This window comes from Bacillus sp. FF-1 (genome assembly GCF_028548245.1).
Classification (GTDB): Bacteria; Bacillota; Bacilli; order Bacillales; family Bacillaceae_G; genus Bacillus_A; species Bacillus_A paranthracis.
Genome location: NZ_JAQQGG010000010.1, coordinates 171,601 through 188,050 on the forward strand (window position 1 = coordinate 171,601; position 16,450 = coordinate 188,050).

The window sequence follows — 16,450 nt, forward strand, 5'->3', positions numbered from 1 at the left end:
TGAGAATGTTGTGCAACGAAGAGAGAATGAATGAAAAGAACTTACGAATCGGGGGATAAAATGATTCATACACGTGGAAAAGCAGAGGGGTTAAGAGAAAAGCTAGCAACAATACTAAGTCAAGATTATAAGGAATTAGCTGTTCAGGATTTAAAGGTGATTGGAACGGGAGTGCAAAATATTGTTTTTCGAGGAGATTCAGAAAAGGGGTCTTTGGCATTTCGAGTGCCGTGGGAAAGAGAAGTAGAAAATATAAATGAAGATTTATTTAATAGTCGGATTTCATTGAAAAAGGAAGCAGAGCTTTCTAAGTATTGTCATTCAAAAGGTATTTCGGTGCCAAAGATACACGGATTGCATCTTTCTGTCGAACTTGATTTTTTAATTTCGGATTGTGTGTATACTGATCATATGCCAATTTCTGCGCACAAAATAGGAGAGTTAGTGAGCAAGCTTCATAGCATGCCAATTGATGGTTTGCATTACGAGAAAAATATTAAAGAGCCGATTAGTAAGTATATAGCAGAAAGAATTGTGAAACGGATAGAAGGGTTTAATACAATTACGAACTGTGGAATTAAACTTCCAGATACAAAAACAATTGAACATATTCTTAGTACAGCAGATCATGTAAAATGCTTATTACATATGGACATTCGACCAGCCAATTTAATCGGGTATAATGGAGAAGTTAAAGCAATAGTTGATTGGGATAACGCTTTAATTGGTCATCCATTGCTGGAGTTAATGAGAATAGCTGAAACTAATGAGATTAGTTGGGATGAATTTAAAGATGGATATAAGAATGATAGTATCTTTAATGTTACCCCTCATATCGTTAGTTTATTTTATAGACTAGATACAGCTGTCATGCTAGCAAACTTATTTATAGCACATTTGAAAATAAAAGATAAAGGTGTATTCTATAAAGAGCGGGTTAAAGCGCTTCATCAAGAAATATATAAAAACTTATAAGCAATGAGAACGAAGTTTTTAAAATAGGAACTAAGGAGAACATCATGAAATACAAAGTTATATTATTCGACGTAGATGATACATTATTAGATTTCCCTGAAACGGAAAGACACGCATTACATAATGCGTTTGTACAGTTTGGTATGCCTACAGGGTATACTGATTATCTTGCAAGTTATAAAGAGATTAGTAATGGGTTATGGAGAGATTTAGAAAATAAAATGATTACGTTAAGTGAATTAGCGGTAGATCGATTTAGACAATTATTTGCACTTCATAATATAGAAGTAGATGCACAGCAATTTAGTGACGTATATCTTGAAAACTTAGGGAAAGAAGTACATCTTATAGAAGGTGCAGTGCAATTATGTGAGAATCTACAAGATTGCAAGTTAGGTATTATTACGAATGGATATACAAAAGTACAACAATCTAGAATCGGAAATTCGCCTTTATGTAATTTATTTGATCATATTATTATTTCAGAAGAGGTTGGTCATCAAAAACCAGCACGTGAGATTTTTGATTATGCATTTGAAAAGTTTGGGATTACGGATAAATCAAGTGTACTAATGGTTGGAGATTCGCTCACTTCTGATATGAAAGGCGGAGAAGATTACGGCATTGATACGTGTTGGTATAATCCGAGTTTGAAAGAGAATAAGGCAAGTGTTAAGCCGACTTATGAAGTGAAGAGTCTGCTGCAAATTTTAGAACTTGTAGAAGTGGCGGAAGAAAAGGTAGTTTCATTTTAATCGTGTCGATATTTGTTGATAAGTCGATATTCTTTGTCGAATCGTCGATATATCGAAAAAATCGTTGATATATTTTAAGTTACGGTAGATATATTGGCAAAATCGTCGATATAATTTGAGTTGCGTTCATTTTATAGGTACGATCGGTGTAATAACTAGAGGTGAGTGAAAGATGTTAACATTTTTATTTGAGTTAGACAAGAATATCCCACAGAAAGATGAACGGCGGTATGATGCTTATTCAAAGGGCTTTATCGAAGGGGATGTAACGATTCGCGTGAGTGACAGCGTGCTTTTTCAAAAGTCATGCATGAAGGTCGCAGAGCTTGGCATTTATTTAGGGCAGTGGATGGAGCAAGTGCAGCACGGGCAGAATGTACATATGAATTATGAAACGCCTGACCGTGATGAGACAATTCTTAGTTTCTTCTATGAAGAGGACAATCAATGGAGAGTTTCTTCCAGTTGGCAACAATTTGAGGTTCAGGAATGTATTTCTACTACAGCATTAGTGGAGAGTGTTCAGCGTTATTTATATGAGTTAAATAAAGAACTGCGCGCGTTAGAATATCCAGTGACGTTTGATCAGTACTTAAGAGGAGAGCGGGTGATGCAGCTTTCTTACAAACGACTGTGTGATAGTAAAGCGGATACGGTGCCTATTGAGGTTTACAATGAAAGCGACAGAGTAGGCACAGTACGGGGATATTATAAAAATACGTTGATGAGAGTGCTAGATTTCATTCCGAAAGTCGGTAGTAATATTATTTATGAAATAAAGGATAGTAAGGACAATATTCGCGTCATTGCAAAGGATGTAAGTAGGCAGCGTCAAAGAAGAATTTTAGTAACATATAAAGATAATCATGATGCAGAGCATGAAATACTTGTATGTGACGGAAAGTTATTGGATGCAAATTTCTTATTTACCTTTACATATAAGAGAGAAGAATTTGTTGTTCATAAAACTACTTTTGGGATGGGAAAATTATTACGAAAAGGCTATGTAATTGCAGATTGGAATATTCGTCTTGAGGAAGATATGTATCACATCGAGATGAATGTATACGATGAAGATTATATAGAAGACCAATATTTACTGTTGGGCGTATTTCATGCGGTTTTGTATGGGTGATCGTTGTATAAATGAAAAATACCGGTATTCTTTGTGAAAAGAATGCCGGTATTTTTATTTATCCTCAAAAATAAAAACTTCATCAATCGTACTATGAAGTGCCCTCGCAATATCGTGAGCAAGCTGCAAGGAAGGATTATATTTTCCTTTTTCGAGATGGTTAATTGTTTCACGACGTACACTAACTTGTTTCGCTAAATCTTCTTGCGTCATATTCAATTTGGCGCGGTATTCTTTTATTTTCGTTACGAACGCCATGGTGCATCTTCCATTTCGTCAACAGGTTTATCGTAAAAGAACATAGAAAAACCAAACGTAAGAATGAGTGTGCCGAAAATAAGAGCGATATCAATCTCTTGTAGCACCGGGTTTGGAAATAACATTTCAATGAACATAATGATAGCGGTAGTTAGTAACGTAACGATAAAGGCATTGCGGCACGATTTATTGACGATTTGTTCAAACAGTTCATCGTGTTGAACCGTTCTATATGAGGTGAAAAAGGAGAAGAAACAAAACATAGTAAACAATCCTTTTTCATAAAAAAAGCCAAGAAAACCGAAGAAACCGAGAAATCCTAAATATTTTATCCAAGTTGTTTTCATGATAGTTCCTCCTTATCATGTTAGAAATAAATCACGTTATGTTATAAATATATCACATATGGATAGGAATGGTAATAATAGTTTTTTAGTTTGCTTCATAATAATAGTAAAAAGAGGAAATATACTGCGAAATAAAGAGGATAATATTGTAAAATGGTTGTAAGGAGGGGGAGGAAGGTATGCTAAATTGGATCATGATCGTTGTATTACTTGTAGTCATTACTGTAGTCGCGACGGTGTTAATTGGGCGAAAGGGTGATGCAAATTATAGTAAAGCGACAAAGGGGAATATTAGAAGGCTTACGATGATTTATATTATACTAGCTGTCGTTTTAATCGTTGGGTTAGGTCTGTATATTTATTTTAAAGGTTAAAAACTGAAAAATACAAAAATATAAAAATTATAAGTATGCTATAATGTTAATATAGTTATTTGGTAATTAAGGAAAGGATTGGATGGAATGATTGAAATTATGAATGTGTCAAAAAGTTATAATGGTTCTACCTATGCAGTAAAAGATTTAAGTTTATCTGTGCCTAGCGGAGAAATCTTTGGATTTTTAGGGCCAAATGGTGCCGGTAAATCAACGACAATTAAGATGATTACTGGTATCCATGGGGTGGACAAAGGGACGATTACGATTAACGGTATAGATATTATGAAAAATCCGATGGAAGCGAAAAAGACGTTTGGTTATGTCCCAGATAGTCCAGATATGTTTTTACGATTAAAGGGAATTGAATATTTAAACTTTATGGCAGATATGTATGAAGTGCCGAAAGAAGTACGCCAAGAACGAATTGAGTCCTTAGCGAAGAAATTTGATCTTTATAATGCTTTATCAGATCAAATTCAAAGTTACTCGCACGGTATGAGACAAAAGATTGTTATTATTGGTGTGCTCGTGCATGAGCCAGATGTATGGATTTTAGATGAACCGTTAACGGGGCTTGATCCGAAATCTGCATATATTTTAAAAGAAATGATGAGAGAACATGCGGATAAAGGAAAGATTGTATTCTTCTCTACACACGTATTAGAAGTGGCAGAAAAATTATGTGACCGCGTCGCGATTATTAATAAGGGGAATTTGCAGTTTAAAGGGAATTTAGATGAAATGAGAGATCATTTTAAATCCAACGAATCACTTGAAAAAATGTTCTTGGAGATGACGGGCAATGAGTAAAATTTGGACGTTAACGAAAGTATTATTGAAATTAAATTATGCAGATTTTATAACAGATAAGAAGAAGCGATGGGCGTATGTATTTTCATTTGCGGCTATTTTATTTGTCGGATTTTTACTGTTTGGTTCTATCACGCATGCAATGTATGAGGGAATGATACATTTAGGGCAAGATCCAGGAATGATTATCGCAATGGGACTTGCGATTGCGAGTATATGGGTATTTTTAATGAGTATTACGAACATTTTAACTGTATTTTACTACAGCAATGACATTGAAATGTTATTACCATTACCATTAAAACCAGCGCAAATTATTTCAGCCAAATTTTTAACGGTATTAATTACACAATACGTAATGAGTTCATTTATTTTACTACCAATCTTCATTACTTACGGATTAAAAAGTGGAGCGTTTATTACATATTACATATATATGATTTTCATTTACTTACTCTTCCCGATTGTGCCGTTAGTACTAGCTTCGTTACTCATGACAGTTATTATGAGGTATACAAATATAGCGAAAAATAAAGACCGAGGAAATATATTTATCGGAATCGTAAGTATACTATTTATTGTAGGAATTAACGTGTTTTTGCAGTGGAAAAATAAAAGTTCGTTTTCTGAAGATGCAATTGCGGATTACCTTGCAAACAACCAGTCTTCTCTTTTAGTACAAATGACAAACTATTTTCCAACTACATATTTTGGAGCAGTAGCATTAGTAGAAAATGCAAATTGGAAGGGTCCTTTATACGTAATAATCTTTGCAGTTATTTCATTTGTATTTTTTGTGTTGTTTTATTACATTGCAGAGCGTACATATTTAAAAGGGGTTATTGGACTTTCAACGAGTACAGCAAAAAAAGAAGTCATTTCAGCAGAAGGTTTACAAAAATCAACGGTACAAAGTTCACATTTGAAAGCGTATGTGAAAAAAGAATTTAAAACGTTATTCCGTACACCACAATTTTTCTTAAATTGTATCGTACAAACTTTCGTTATGCCGATTATGTTGTTCTTCGTTTTATTTGTACAAGATGGAAATTTAAAATGGGTTACGAGTTATATTAATAATCCAAAATCAGCAGGGCTTGCGATTGGCGTTGGCCTTTGTGCCTCTCTATTTTTAATGGGAAGTAACGTCATCGCAACAACTTCATTCTCACGTGATGGAAGCTCTTGGTTTGTGAATCGATATTTACCTGTAAAAGCTTCGGATATCTTTTTTGCAAAAGCAATCACGGCTTGGTTAATTAATGTAATTATTTTAGCAGTGTTCGGTATTACGATGGCAGTTGTAGCGGGAATTTCTCCTGTTTTCATGTTACTGTGGTTTTTACTAAGTGCGAACGGCTTACTGTTAATTAATTTAATTGGTACACGCTGGGATGCACAAACTGCAGATATACATTGGGATACAGAGCAGAAATTATTTAAGAGCCGCTATACAACTTTGTGGAATTTTTTAGCTAATATTTTAATAGCTTTAGTTATTGTAGCGGGAGTAAGTTTATTATACTTCTTCCTTCATGTCGGACTGTGGGTTATGTTTATCGTTTTATTTGTAATGTTTACGATTGTAAATTATATCTTTATTAAAATTTTAAAATTAGGTGCAGAACGTATATTGTCAAATATTGAATAAAAAGATAGATCCTCTGTATTCGTGCAGAGGATTTATCCATAGGTGGAGGAGAAAAGGTGAAGAAAATAGCAATTGTAACAGGGGCCACTCGTCTGAATGGAATTGGTGCAGTTGTATGCAAGGCGCTTGCTCAAAAAGGAATAGACATTTTTTTCACGTACTGGTCTCAGTATGATAAAGCGATGCCGTGGGGAATGCATGACAAAGAGCCCTTTTTGTTGAAAGAGGAGATTGAAAGTTACGGTGTTCGATGTGAAATGGCAGAAATCAACTTATCGCAGTCGTATTCGCCCAATCGTTTGTTTTATATGGTATCAGAACGGTTAGGTGATCCATCTATTTTAATTAATAATGCAGCGTATGCTACTCATACGAGAATTGAGGAATTAAATGTAGAACAGTTAGATAAACATTATACGGTTAATGTTCGGGCTACTATGTTATTAAGTTCATTATTTATAAAACAGTATGCAAGCAAGGCGAGTGGCAGTATTATTAACCTTACTTCAGGACAGTCACTAGGGCCGATGCCTGATGAATTAGCATACGCAGCAACGAAAGGGGCAATTGAAGCATTTACAAAATCAGTAGCACCAGTTGCGATGGAGAAGGGGATTACAGTAAATGCTGTTGATCCAGGACCGACGAATACAGGATGGATTACAGAGGAGCTGAAGCATCATTTAGTATGGAAGTTCCCGCAAGGTAAAGTAGGAGAGCCGGTGGATGCTGCGCGCTTAATATCTTTTTTAGTAAGTGAAGAAGCGAAATGGATTACTGGGCAAGTTATTCATTCGAATGGTGGGTACTCATAAATATATTATGTTAACAATTGTTGAGAAACAAAAAAACGAAAGAAAATTTTATTTTTTTGTATAAATAAAATGTCAAGAAAGATAAAAATTTGATAGAAGAGTATATCGTCATATGAAGATCGTAATTCTTCATGTGACAATATACTCTTTTTCTTTTACTACAGAGAAGAAAAATGAAGTAGAAGAAACTCGAATATTCAAATTGATCTATCAGTTTTTGTACGTATTATTATGAAGATTACTGTCGGAAAGATGGTAATTCGTATGAAAAGGGATTTTTTAAGGGGAAATCGAATCGTAAAGGGGAGGATAAAAACGTAAACATAGGGGGATTTATATGAAAATGAAAAAGGTCGCTATCGCATCGATAACAATTGGTACAATGCTTACTATGGCAGCTTGTAGTCCGTCAGCAGATAAAGAAACAGAAAAGAAAGAGCAAGTAACTGCGCAAAATGAAGGAGAAGTAAAAACGACAAGTACAGATGAAACGTCAAAAACAACGAAAGATACTGACAAAGAAACAAATACTTCTTCCAACGAAAAAACAGATAAAGATGCAAAAAACACGAAAGAATCATCAGGAACAGAAAGTAACGGTAAAACGTCAGCTCAAAACGAGAATGTAAAAACAAAAGAAAAAGAGACGACAGGAAAAACGAATGATCAAACGACTAGCGGGAAAACAACAGATCAAAGTACAAGTACAAATTCTGACGGAAAAACAACGAAAGATCCTAAGAAAAGTGTAGCTGTGAAAACGAGTGTGAAAGAAGTTGCTGCATTAGTTGATAGCTTAGATAAGCAATTAGCTGCTAATCCGAAATTAGAAACAGTAAATAAACTTGGAAAACAAATTAATGCAAAGTGGGATGTAATTGAGAAAGAGTTAGAAACATCACACCCAGCTGAATATAAAACAATTGGACAAAGTATGTATCCGTTAATTGTAGGGGCGGAGAAAGAAAAGATAGATATTACTAAAATGAAGTCCTTAACGACGAAAACGAAAAAAGATTTAAATCAATTATTAACAAAACTTTCGTAGTTTTAAAAGCCTACTTGTGGGAGTAGGCTTTTTTTATGTTGAGAGTGTAATGAAAGTTTATGGGAATCATAATGAAAAAGGATGGTGATAAAAATGACAATCGATCGAATTTGTACAATTGGGCCAGCAAGTAATAATAAAGAAACGTTAGCGCAGTTAATAAGCAATGGTATGAAAATTGTTCGGCTAAATTTATCACATGGGACGCATGAAAGTCATAAAGATATCATTCGTTTAGTGAAATCGTTAGATGATTCTATTAAAATTTTAGGCGATGTACAAGGTCCTAAAATAAGGTTAGGTGAAATGAAAGGAGAACAAATTACACTTCAGGCGGGAGATTCTTTTATTTTGCATACGCAACCAGTTACAGGGAGTAGTACAGAAGCAAGTGTTGATTATGAAGGAATCGCGAATGATGTGAAAGTCGGAAGTAGAATTTTAATGAATGATGGTGAAGTTGAGTTAATCGTTGAGAAAGTAAGTACGGATAAAATAGAAACGAAGGTGAAAACAGGTGGTAATATCTCCTCTCATAAAGGGGTGAACTTACCAGGCGCAATCGTTCGTTTACCCGCTATTACAGAGAAAGATAAAAAAGATATTCAGTTTCTTTTAGAAGAAGGTGTTGATTTTATCGCATGTTCTTTCGTAAGAAAACCTAGTCATATAAAAGAAATACGAGATTTCATACAACAGTATAAAGAAACGTCACCTAATTTAATTGCAAAAATAGAAACGATGGAAGCGATCGAGAATTTTCAAGATATATGTAAAGAAGTAGATGGAATCATGATTGCAAGGGGAGATTTAGGAGTTGAGTTACCGTTTCAATTTATTCCGCTCTTGCAAAAAATGATGATTCAGGAATGCAATCGAACGAATACATATGTTATTACAGCGACACAAATGCTTCAATCTATGGTAGATCATTCTATTCCAACAAGGGCTGAGGTAACGGATGTGTTTCAAGCTGTACTGGACGGAACGAATGCCGTTATGCTTTCTGCTGAAAGTGCATCAGGCGAGCATCCGGTTGAGAGTGTAAAAACATTACGTCTCGTTTCTGAATTTGCTGAGCATGTGAAAAAAGACGGTTCTTTTGTGATGAAAGATGTACTGGAATTACTACATAAGTCTTTGGATGCGTGATAAATAAAAAGAGGGCGGATATGCATCCGTCCTCGTGTGTTTCATTCTATTCTTGCTCTTGCTCATCCAAAATCTTTTCAAACGCAGCAGATACTTTTTCAAATTCCTCGTCATTCTCAATATATGAGAATTCACTATCTTCTTCTACTTTTAAAAAGAAAATATCAATGTCTTCCTCGGTTTCTGTTTGAATGTCTTCAACAAAGGCAACTGCAATATATTCAGCGCCTTCGACATCCATCGCTCCAAGCACTTCTACTTCTTGCTCTTCGTTATTCTCATCACTAAGAGTAAACACTTCGCCAACTTCAATATCAGACATATTCATTCTCCTCCTGTCCAACTCTAATAAATAGAGTGTTTAAACTGCATACATACTAATATATCTTTCCATGAAAAACCAATTTCATACATAAGAGAAATGAAATTCTACTTTTTTCGTATGAGTATACAGCTATAAGGAGCGCATGTTATCTTATTCAATCCATTCAACAATTGCATCCATAGTCTGTCTTGTTTTATCACGTTTTGGCTCTTCTTTACGGTAACCAAAGGCAACCATAACAGATACTTCAAAGTTATCTCCATTGATAATGCCTTCTTGACGAAGTAAAGAATCTACTTTCTCTTTATCAAATCCTTCTATTGGACAAGAATCAATCCCGATTTGAGCTGCGCTCGTCATCATATTCCCTAAAGCAATATAAGTTTGCTTAGATGCCCAATCAAATACAGCACGATCAGATTGTAATAAGTTAAAATCTGTTTCCTGGAACTTTTTGAAGAATTCATATCTAATTTTTTGCGCGTCTTCAGGTAATTCAATAATATCATTCATCATATGTTTAATATAATCTGCATTATAATGCATATCTTTAATATTTCTTGAAAGAACAATGACAAAGTGGCTAGCTGTTGCAAGTTGCCCACCAGCGCCCCATGAATATGGTTGTAGTTTTTCTCTTAATTCTTTATTTTGTACGACAACAAATTTCCAAGGTTCATATCCGAAAGAAGAAGGGGATAATCTGCCTGTTTCTAAAATGAATTTAAAATCTTCTTCTGAAATTTTGTGCATAGGATCGAACGCTTTACATGCATGTCTGAAATGAAAAGCTTCCATAATTTTTTCTTTTGTAATTTGATTTGTATTTGTCATAAAAGTTCCTCTTTTCATTAATTTATTTTGTAACCAAATTATATTTTTAAAGTAACATAGAAACAAGTACGCACATTTATGTAGTATAGTATCAAAAAAGATACTAATGTTAAGGGAAGGGATTTATTATGGATTGTTCAAACGAAAATAATGTAAATTACCCATTTTTAAATAAATATTCTTGTCCAGTGGAAGCGATGGTTGAGGTCATTGGAGGGAAATGGAAAGGGGTAATTTTGTATCATCTATTAGATGGGACGAAGAGGTTTAATGAATTAAAAAGATTAAAACCTAATATCACACAAAGAATGTTAACATTACAGCTGAGAGAACTTGAAGCAGATGGTATCATACATCGTGAAGTGTACCGTGAAGTACCTCCAAAAGTAGAATATTCGTTAACGGAGCTTGGTGAATCGCTTCGTCCAATGATTCTATTAATGATGGAGTGGGCGACTCATAATATGGAGAAAGTTTTGGAGAGTAGGAATACGAAAAATAATAGGAAAGAGTTGTAGAAATAAAAGGTGTTTTCCATATGTGAAGACACCTTTTATTTCTGTATTTTTACTTTTTAACTTCAACTGCTGAAGTTGGAATGGCAGCCAAGTTTGCAGTTTTACCATACCAATCAGCATGTTTAAAAACAACACCTTTTCCATATCCTTCAGTTGAAGTACGTTCCCATAGCGTTGTTGAATAGCTAGCAGTAGGGGATGCTGTACTTACGGAAGAAATTTGATTTTGCCAACTAGGAGACAAGTTTTTATAACCGCTACTTAGAGAAAAATACTCGCTACCTTGATTTGTACGTTTATAGAAGTCTGTACTACCAGGGCCGCTTCCTTCAACCCCAAGGGGAGTGATTGTATGATTCAATCTTTGTTTATCTTTTTCAATAAAAGACTCTAAACTTTCTTTGCTCGAAAAACCATAAGATAACCAGTCTCCATTTTGGTTTTGTTTCGGTAGAACTAAAGTTATTTTTATGTCTTCCTTAGATGGAGCACCCAATTTGTTAAACGAATCTACTGTCTTTTCATCTACAGTTACATATTCAAAAGAGGTAATCGAATAATCCTTTTCGGTACTAGCTGATACTGATCCTAACCCTACAGTTAATGATGAAATGGCTACCACTGCACCTACTATCAATTTTTTTAGCATGAATTCATCTCCTTTACACTTAGTTTTTTTACATAACTAAAATGTATGATAATTAAGTTATATTGTAAATTTTTAGAATTTTATAAAAATAAAACAGAATATTCTTTTATTAGTCTGGGGTAAGGAGAGTAATTTGAAAAAGGATTTACTTAAAAAGTAAATCCTTTTTGGGTGTTAACAATAACGTTATTATGTAAGTTTTGCAATTTGCTAACCGACTTCAAAACTCTACTGATTAAAGTTTCATTTTATCCTGTTATGAATCATACACTTCTTTTGCATTCATAGAAGCCGCATCTAATAAAAGGAAAATGGCTGCTATAATATGTAGAACGATGTCTATATAAGGGAAAAAGGCAACTAGAGTAACGATAATACCTATATAATGGGGATACGTATTCACGCCTTCTTTTTTAGCTAATAAAATAGTAGTGATATGTAAAACAATCAATAGTAGTAAAGGTATCCCATATAGGTTAACAAGACTTGGAAATACATAATAACAAGGAAGTAATAAAAGATGATAGATCCCTGTAGTCCACTTTAGTGCTTGGATGTAGGTTTTCAAAGTGAATCCTCCTAAAATAATTCTTATCTATATATTACCAAAAATAATAGGTAACTGGATATTGTTTATTTGTAGCTTTTAATAGATTATAATAATTTTATGTAAACTAATTGTTGGGTATCTATAAAATAGAAAAACCACCTCAATAAGGGGGAATGGACGTTATCCACATCGATCAAACAGTAAGTAATAAATATTTGACTAGATTATTGAGTTAATCTCAGTTATTTAAAAACTTGTATACGAGATTCTATAAATGTATGAAGACGCTTTTCGTTTAAGGGATAATATATCCATTGTTTTTAGGGAACAGTAATTCAAAACTTAAAACAATGGAGGTTATACTAATGCAAAAAGTACTTTTTTCTTTCTTTTGTATATTTTGTTTTGTAATTGGAAGTTCTTTCACTGTTCATGCTTTTTCTCCAAAGCAGTTGCCGGTTTCTCAAACATCAGATCGATGGAAAATAGAAATTAAGAAACCTGATAAAAAAACTAGTTTAGTTACATCTAAAAAGGATATTTTTGATACGTATGGTTTCGAGGTTCAAGATATTGGGAAGGACGCTTATCATGTAACCGTTGAAGTATTTCGAAATGAACCACATTCTCAAACGAAGTATGAACTTTTCACTTCTAAAAAGATCATGTGTTAAGTAAAGAAATTGCTTTTAATCATGCGAATTTTCCTATATCCGTTCAGTCTAATAAACTTGAAGTTATTATAACTTGGCAAGAGAGGCCTTCGAGAACATTAGAAAATGGACAAAAAGATTGTGAAGCGGCGAGAAAATATAAACAAACATTTACATTTAAACAAAATTAAATTGTGCGTAAAAACTCCATTATTTGTTAATGGAGTTTTTTATTCTATCATTTACATTTTGAGAATACTTCACAGTCATAACGTAGTAGGCGTAGTAAAGTACTTATTTAGTGTATTGTCTTTCAAAGAAGAAAGCGGAACCTTCACTTCACTACCTTCTTTCATATTCCGCAGCACAACAGTTTCTGTACTAAGTTCTTCTTCCCCAATAATAAGCACATAAGGGATATTCTCTTTATTGGCATAATTAAGGGCGCGTTTTAATTTGCGTCCCGCTAGTTCAAGTTCGATTTTTAAGGAAGTGGTAGAACGTAATTGCTGGGCGATTTGTAAGCATTGTAATTCTGTTCCGAGCGGGATGATAAATACATCCGCTGTAGATGATACTGTTTCTTTCTGTGATAGTGCTGTATAAATAACGTCTAAACCGAATGAAATACCGACTGTTGGATAGTTCATATCATCACCACGGAATGCTCCAATAATATTATCGTAACGACCACCGCTACCGATGCTAGATGTAATCGAGCCATCTTTTAAAAAAATTTCATATACAGTACCTGTGTACATTGTCAGTCCTCGTGCTAAAAATGGATTAAATATCGTATTCTCATTTATTCCAAGAGCGATTAAATATTGCTGTAATTGTTGTAATTCGTTTACCCCATCTGCAACGAGTGGATTATTGAAAGCTTCTTTAAAGTCAGCAATTGAAAGCTGTAGACAAGATAATACGGTATTACATATTGTATCAGCCATTTCTTCAGAAATTCCGCGCTCAAGTACATCTTTTCGTACACCATCAATCCCAATCTTTTCGATTTTGTCTAATGATAAAATGACGTCACTCGTTCGTTCAGTAGGGATGTTAATAGACTGGAGAATACCGTTCAACAATTTTCGGTTATTATATTGGATCGTTACTTCTAAGTTTAACGTTCGGAACAGTTCAAACGCCATGCTCATAAGTTCCGCTTCTGCCATGACAGATTCAACACCGACAATATCAACGTCACATTGTATAAACTCACGAAATCTCCCTTGTTTAATAGGGCCATCTCGAAATACTTTCCCAATTTCATACCGTTTAAAAGGAAGGCGTATGTTTGGATTCATTGCCACAACTTTTGCGAATGGAATTGTCAAATCGTAACGTAAGGCAAGTGCGCGTTTTCCTTGATCCTGAAGTGTATATATTTCTTTTAATATTTCATCACCACCGCCGTACTTGTAAGACATAAGCTCATACATATTTAATGTCGGCGTTTCTAACGGTTTACATCCGTATCGTTCAAACGTGTCTTCGCACGCTCTTTTAATTTTATTTCGTAGTACTTGTTCCTCTGGTAAATAGTCTTTCGTTCCTTTTACATTTCTCATTTCCACCATAATCACTCCTTTTTAAATTAAAAAAAGCTATGCAGGTATAAAAATACCCACATAGCTTTATAAACGCTTCGTGGGTCAACAGGAAAAGCCCTGTACCCACGAAGAAAAATTTTTCTTCGGATACACGGCGTTACGTATGATGATGAAGTTGGAAAGAAATATTAAAATTTTGCATTACAAATCTCTCCTTAACAATAAGTTTTTCCAAATTATATCAAATGATTTTTGAATTATCAATATTTTTAGTTTTGAAATATACGTGAAGTTATGTAGGAGAAATGGAAAAGGGTGTATAATAAAACTTAATAATATGAAATAACCGTTTAAGGAGATCACTATGAAAAAAGATAAAACAAATGCGATGCGAATATTAGATAAAGAGAAAATTGAATATTCGATGATGTCATATAATCCAGACGATGGGAAAATTGATGGCGTATCAGTAGCCGAGAAAATTGGACGAGAAGTGAGAGAAGTATATAAAACGTTAATCGCTCAAGGGAATAGTAAAAATTATCATGTGTTTATCATCCCGGTAGATGAGGAACTAAATTTAAAAGCTGCCGCAAAAGCAGTAAGTGAAAAGAAAATTGAAATGATTCCTGTTAAAGATATTACGAAAGTTTCAGGATATATTCGCGGCGGCTGTTCACCAGTCGGAATGAAGAAGTTATTTTCTACATGTATTGATGCGAGTGCCCAATTACTTGAAACGATGATAGTAAGCGGCGGAAAAATAGGTATACAAATTGAGCTGAAAGTGGATGACTTGGCGAAAGTGACGAGAGCGCAGTTTGGTGAGGTAACGAAGTAAATATACATAGGGAAAGAAGTTCTAGTTTTATTAACTTTAGATAAAGATTTATAGGATAGTTAGTCCATTATGGGGCTGATTATCCCTTTTATTTACATACCTATATTAAAATGAATAAAGATTAAATATTCAGTTTGAAATAGACTGTAATATGAATCATTTGTTTGGATTTGGGAGGAGGACAAAGGCTCGGTGCGTTACCCTTAAAGATAGACAAGTGACAGAAGATTGTTTAATGGGGGCAAGAAATACCCATAAGAAAGCACGTATTGGGGTCCAATATTTTGGGGGAATCTTACGCTAAGAGTTTGCAAGATGTTATACAGTTTTTTTTGCTAATCCAGTAACATACACGAACACTAAAACCGCGTTAGGATAGGAATGTATAAAAAATGTATAGATTTATAGAACTAAAAAAGAAGATTCTCTTGTGAGAGCAGGGTTATCCTTTTTTCATTGCTACTGATAATAATGTGTTATGTAAATTAGCAATGAATAGAATATACAATTTCATCGTGTTATTTTAATTATATAATAATATTAGAAAGTAGGTACGGAGTTTGAAAAAATGGATTTTGTTAAATGAACAAGAATATGAGAATGTTTGGGATAGATTTTATGATGAATTTGCTTTTAATCCTAATATTGATGGTGACCAATCATTTAAATTTTCTTGTCCATATATTACTTACGATTTACCTAATTATTTTGAAGGAAAATGGACTGATGACGATGATTATATCTTTGATCATATATTATTGGAAGCTCTTATTTTATGTACCGAGAAACATGAATATATATATGCGTTAGATTGGCAGCATGCTGGCTACTGGATGAATCCTAGTTTAAATTTAAATCTAAACGAAGATGATCATCAATGGAAAATCCCATTTTTTCCGGATGGAGATTATTATTTCTTTTTGCAAAAAGACTTTAAGTGGGGGTATTTAGGACATCCATGGGAAAAAGTTATTTATATTTTCGGAGAAGAATTAATCAAGAATTTCAAAGAATTAAGAGCTAGTAGATTAAAAAAGACCAATGATAAAGTATAAATTTCACTTCCCATATCGAAAGTTATGGTGCGACAAGAAGTCGCATTCCCACAGGGTAGCTTCTGCTACTAGATTAGATGCAAAGTCTATCTCCATCCGAAACTGCGGACTTGGTAACGGGCTCGTGGGTTGCATGAGGAAATGTGGAA

Annotated in this window: 20 protein-coding genes; 13 read left to right on the top strand and 7 right to left on the bottom strand. The window is 34.0% G+C overall.

Annotated features, from left to right (window positions below):
* Positions 1 to 30: 30 nt before the first annotated feature.
* The 3 genes from PQF83_RS25345 to PQF83_RS25355 all read left to right on the top strand — a co-directional run bounded on the left by PQF83_RS25345 (position 31) and on the right by PQF83_RS25355 (position 2,865).
* Positions 31 to 975 carry a phosphotransferase family protein gene (locus tag PQF83_RS25345; protein WP_033670767.1) on the top strand — a complete coding sequence of 315 codons (945 nt, stop codon included), beginning with the start codon at positions 31 to 33 and terminating at the stop codon, positions 973 to 975.
* Positions 976 to 1,019: 44 nt separating this feature from the next.
* The gene (locus PQF83_RS25350; protein ID WP_000875920.1) at positions 1,020 to 1,730 is read left to right on the top strand and encodes a YjjG family noncanonical pyrimidine nucleotidase; all 711 of its coding nucleotides are present in this window, start codon (positions 1,020 to 1,022) and stop codon (positions 1,728 to 1,730) included.
* A 172-nt stretch (positions 1,731 to 1,902) separates the two neighbouring features.
* Positions 1,903 to 2,865 (top strand): tubby C-terminal domain-like protein, encoded by a 963-nt coding sequence (locus PQF83_RS25355; protein WP_000955097.1) that lies wholly within the window; start codon positions 1,903 to 1,905, stop codon positions 2,863 to 2,865.
* A 54-nt stretch (positions 2,866 to 2,919) separates the two neighbouring features.
* Here PQF83_RS25355 and PQF83_RS25360 read toward each other — a convergent pair whose 3' ends face one another.
* Complete coding sequence (locus PQF83_RS25360; RefSeq protein WP_000896297.1) at positions 2,920 to 3,123, bottom strand: helix-turn-helix transcriptional regulator; 204 nt, start codon at positions 3,121 to 3,123, stop codon at positions 2,920 to 2,922.
* Positions 3,111 to 3,470, bottom strand: coding sequence for a DUF3796 domain-containing protein (locus tag PQF83_RS25365; protein ID WP_000859221.1), 360 nt, complete (start codon positions 3,468 to 3,470; stop codon positions 3,111 to 3,113). Before PQF83_RS25365 ends, PQF83_RS25360 begins: the two co-directional genes overlap by 13 nt.
* Before the next feature lie 179 nt (positions 3,471 to 3,649).
* Between PQF83_RS25365 and PQF83_RS25370 the strand changes: the two genes are divergently transcribed.
* From PQF83_RS25370 to PQF83_RS25395, 6 genes are all read left to right on the top strand, one after another.
* Positions 3,650 to 3,844, top strand: coding sequence for a hypothetical protein (locus tag PQF83_RS25370; RefSeq protein WP_000935861.1), 195 nt, complete (start codon positions 3,650 to 3,652; stop codon positions 3,842 to 3,844).
* Between the two features lie 87 nt (positions 3,845 to 3,931).
* Positions 3,932 to 4,657 carry an ABC transporter ATP-binding protein gene (locus tag PQF83_RS25375; protein WP_000570055.1) on the top strand — a complete coding sequence of 242 codons (726 nt, stop codon included), beginning with the start codon at positions 3,932 to 3,934 and terminating at the stop codon, positions 4,655 to 4,657.
* Complete coding sequence (locus tag PQF83_RS25380; RefSeq protein ID WP_000036879.1) at positions 4,650 to 6,308, top strand: putative ABC transporter permease subunit; 1,659 nt, start codon at positions 4,650 to 4,652, stop codon at positions 6,306 to 6,308. The genes PQF83_RS25375 and PQF83_RS25380 overlap by 8 nt, the downstream gene beginning before the upstream one ends.
* 56 nt (positions 6,309 to 6,364) lie before the next feature.
* Positions 6,365 to 7,123: an SDR family oxidoreductase gene (locus tag PQF83_RS25385; protein WP_000716980.1), complete on the top strand. Its 759-nt coding sequence runs from the start codon at positions 6,365 to 6,367 to the stop codon at positions 7,121 to 7,123.
* Positions 7,124 to 7,460: 337 nt separating this feature from the next.
* Positions 7,461 to 8,171: a hypothetical protein gene (locus PQF83_RS25390; protein ID WP_000782554.1), complete on the top strand. Its 711-nt coding sequence runs from the start codon at positions 7,461 to 7,463 to the stop codon at positions 8,169 to 8,171.
* An 81-nt stretch (positions 8,172 to 8,252) separates the two neighbouring features.
* A complete protein-coding gene (locus PQF83_RS25395; RefSeq protein ID WP_080014987.1) occupies positions 8,253 to 9,323 on the top strand; it encodes a pyruvate kinase in 1,071 nt (356 codons plus the stop codon).
* Positions 9,324 to 9,369: 46 nt separating this feature from the next.
* Here the strand turns inward: PQF83_RS25395 and PQF83_RS25400 are convergent, their stop codons facing one another.
* Positions 9,370 to 9,651, bottom strand: coding sequence for a DUF1292 domain-containing protein (locus PQF83_RS25400; RefSeq protein WP_001997837.1), 282 nt, complete (start codon positions 9,649 to 9,651; stop codon positions 9,370 to 9,372).
* A 147-nt stretch (positions 9,652 to 9,798) separates the two neighbouring features.
* Positions 9,799 to 10,482 carry an NAD(P)H-dependent oxidoreductase gene (locus tag PQF83_RS25405; RefSeq protein ID WP_000185729.1) on the bottom strand — a complete coding sequence of 228 codons (684 nt, stop codon included), beginning with the start codon at positions 10,480 to 10,482 and terminating at the stop codon, positions 9,799 to 9,801.
* 128 nt (positions 10,483 to 10,610) lie between these two features.
* Between PQF83_RS25405 and PQF83_RS25410 the strand changes: the two genes are divergently transcribed.
* On the top strand, positions 10,611 to 11,000 hold the full coding sequence (locus PQF83_RS25410; RefSeq protein WP_000340663.1) for a winged helix-turn-helix transcriptional regulator: 390 nt from the start codon (positions 10,611 to 10,613) through the stop codon (positions 10,998 to 11,000).
* Between the two features lie 49 nt (positions 11,001 to 11,049).
* Here PQF83_RS25410 and PQF83_RS25415 read toward each other — a convergent pair whose 3' ends face one another.
* Entirely contained in the window at positions 11,050 to 11,649 is a 600-nt protein-coding gene (locus PQF83_RS25415) for a hypothetical protein (RefSeq protein ID WP_000914260.1), read from the bottom strand.
* A 256-nt stretch (positions 11,650 to 11,905) separates the two neighbouring features.
* Complete coding sequence (locus tag PQF83_RS25420) at positions 11,906 to 12,217, bottom strand: hypothetical protein (protein ID WP_000860721.1); 312 nt, start codon at positions 12,215 to 12,217, stop codon at positions 11,906 to 11,908.
* Positions 12,218 to 12,564: 347 nt separating this feature from the next.
* On the opposite strand from PQF83_RS25420, the gene PQF83_RS25425 reads away from it, so the two are divergent.
* The gene (locus PQF83_RS25425; RefSeq protein ID WP_002163583.1) at positions 12,565 to 12,873 is read left to right on the top strand and encodes a hypothetical protein; all 309 of its coding nucleotides are present in this window, start codon (positions 12,565 to 12,567) and stop codon (positions 12,871 to 12,873) included.
* A gap of 245 nt (positions 12,874 to 13,118) precedes the next feature.
* On the opposite strand, the gene PQF83_RS25430 is transcribed toward PQF83_RS25425, so the two are convergent.
* Complete coding sequence (locus tag PQF83_RS25430) at positions 13,119 to 14,432, bottom strand: histidine--tRNA ligase (RefSeq protein WP_002163584.1); 1,314 nt, start codon at positions 14,430 to 14,432, stop codon at positions 13,119 to 13,121.
* A 337-nt stretch (positions 14,433 to 14,769) separates the two neighbouring features.
* On the opposite strand from PQF83_RS25430, the gene ybaK reads away from it, so the two are divergent.
* Together ybaK and PQF83_RS25440 are read left to right on the top strand one after the other, a co-directional pair.
* Positions 14,770 to 15,246, top strand: a complete 477-nt coding sequence (gene ybaK, locus PQF83_RS25435) for a Cys-tRNA(Pro) deacylase (RefSeq protein ID WP_000710876.1) — start codon at positions 14,770 to 14,772, stop codon at positions 15,244 to 15,246.
* Positions 15,247 to 15,806: 560 nt separating this feature from the next.
* A complete protein-coding gene (locus PQF83_RS25440) occupies positions 15,807 to 16,301 on the top strand; it encodes a DUF2716 domain-containing protein (RefSeq protein WP_000758862.1) in 495 nt (164 codons plus the stop codon).
* Positions 16,302 to 16,450: the final 149 nt, after the last annotated feature.

What these genes read in the sequence shown, in the direction of transcription:
- PQF83_RS25345 (WP_033670767.1), top strand. Translation starts at nt 31, where the DNA reads ATGAAAAGAACTTACGAATCGGGGGATAAAATGATTCATACACGTGGA.
- PQF83_RS25350 (WP_000875920.1), top strand. Translation starts at nt 1,020, where the DNA reads ATGAAATACAAAGTTATATTATTCGACGTAGATGATACATTATTAGAT.
- PQF83_RS25355 (WP_000955097.1), top strand. Translation starts at nt 1,903, where the DNA reads ATGTTAACATTTTTATTTGAGTTAGACAAGAATATCCCACAGAAAGAT.
- PQF83_RS25360 (WP_000896297.1), bottom strand. Translation starts at nt 3,123, where the DNA reads ATGGCGTTCGTAACGAAAATAAAAGAATACCGCGCCAAATTGAATATG.
- PQF83_RS25365 (WP_000859221.1), bottom strand. Translation starts at nt 3,470, where the DNA reads ATGAAAACAACTTGGATAAAATATTTAGGATTTCTCGGTTTCTTCGGT.
- PQF83_RS25370 (WP_000935861.1), top strand. Translation starts at nt 3,650, where the DNA reads ATGCTAAATTGGATCATGATCGTTGTATTACTTGTAGTCATTACTGTA.
- PQF83_RS25375 (WP_000570055.1), top strand. Translation starts at nt 3,932, where the DNA reads ATGATTGAAATTATGAATGTGTCAAAAAGTTATAATGGTTCTACCTAT.
- PQF83_RS25380 (WP_000036879.1), top strand. Translation starts at nt 4,650, where the DNA reads ATGAGTAAAATTTGGACGTTAACGAAAGTATTATTGAAATTAAATTAT.
- PQF83_RS25390 (WP_000782554.1), top strand. Translation starts at nt 7,461, where the DNA reads ATGAAAATGAAAAAGGTCGCTATCGCATCGATAACAATTGGTACAATG.
- PQF83_RS25395 (WP_080014987.1), top strand. Translation starts at nt 8,253, where the DNA reads ATGGTGATAAAAATGACAATCGATCGAATTTGTACAATTGGGCCAGCA.
- PQF83_RS25400 (WP_001997837.1), bottom strand. Translation starts at nt 9,651, where the DNA reads ATGAATATGTCTGATATTGAAGTTGGCGAAGTGTTTACTCTTAGTGAT.
- PQF83_RS25405 (WP_000185729.1), bottom strand. Translation starts at nt 10,482, where the DNA reads ATGACAAATACAAATCAAATTACAAAAGAAAAAATTATGGAAGCTTTT.
- PQF83_RS25410 (WP_000340663.1), top strand. Translation starts at nt 10,611, where the DNA reads ATGGATTGTTCAAACGAAAATAATGTAAATTACCCATTTTTAAATAAA.
- PQF83_RS25415 (WP_000914260.1), bottom strand. Translation starts at nt 11,649, where the DNA reads ATGCTAAAAAAATTGATAGTAGGTGCAGTGGTAGCCATTTCATCATTA.
- PQF83_RS25425 (WP_002163583.1), top strand. Translation starts at nt 12,565, where the DNA reads ATGCAAAAAGTACTTTTTTCTTTCTTTTGTATATTTTGTTTTGTAATT.
- PQF83_RS25430 (WP_002163584.1), bottom strand. Translation starts at nt 14,432, where the DNA reads ATGGTGGAAATGAGAAATGTAAAAGGAACGAAAGACTATTTACCAGAG.
- ybaK (WP_000710876.1), top strand. Translation starts at nt 14,770, where the DNA reads ATGAAAAAAGATAAAACAAATGCGATGCGAATATTAGATAAAGAGAAA.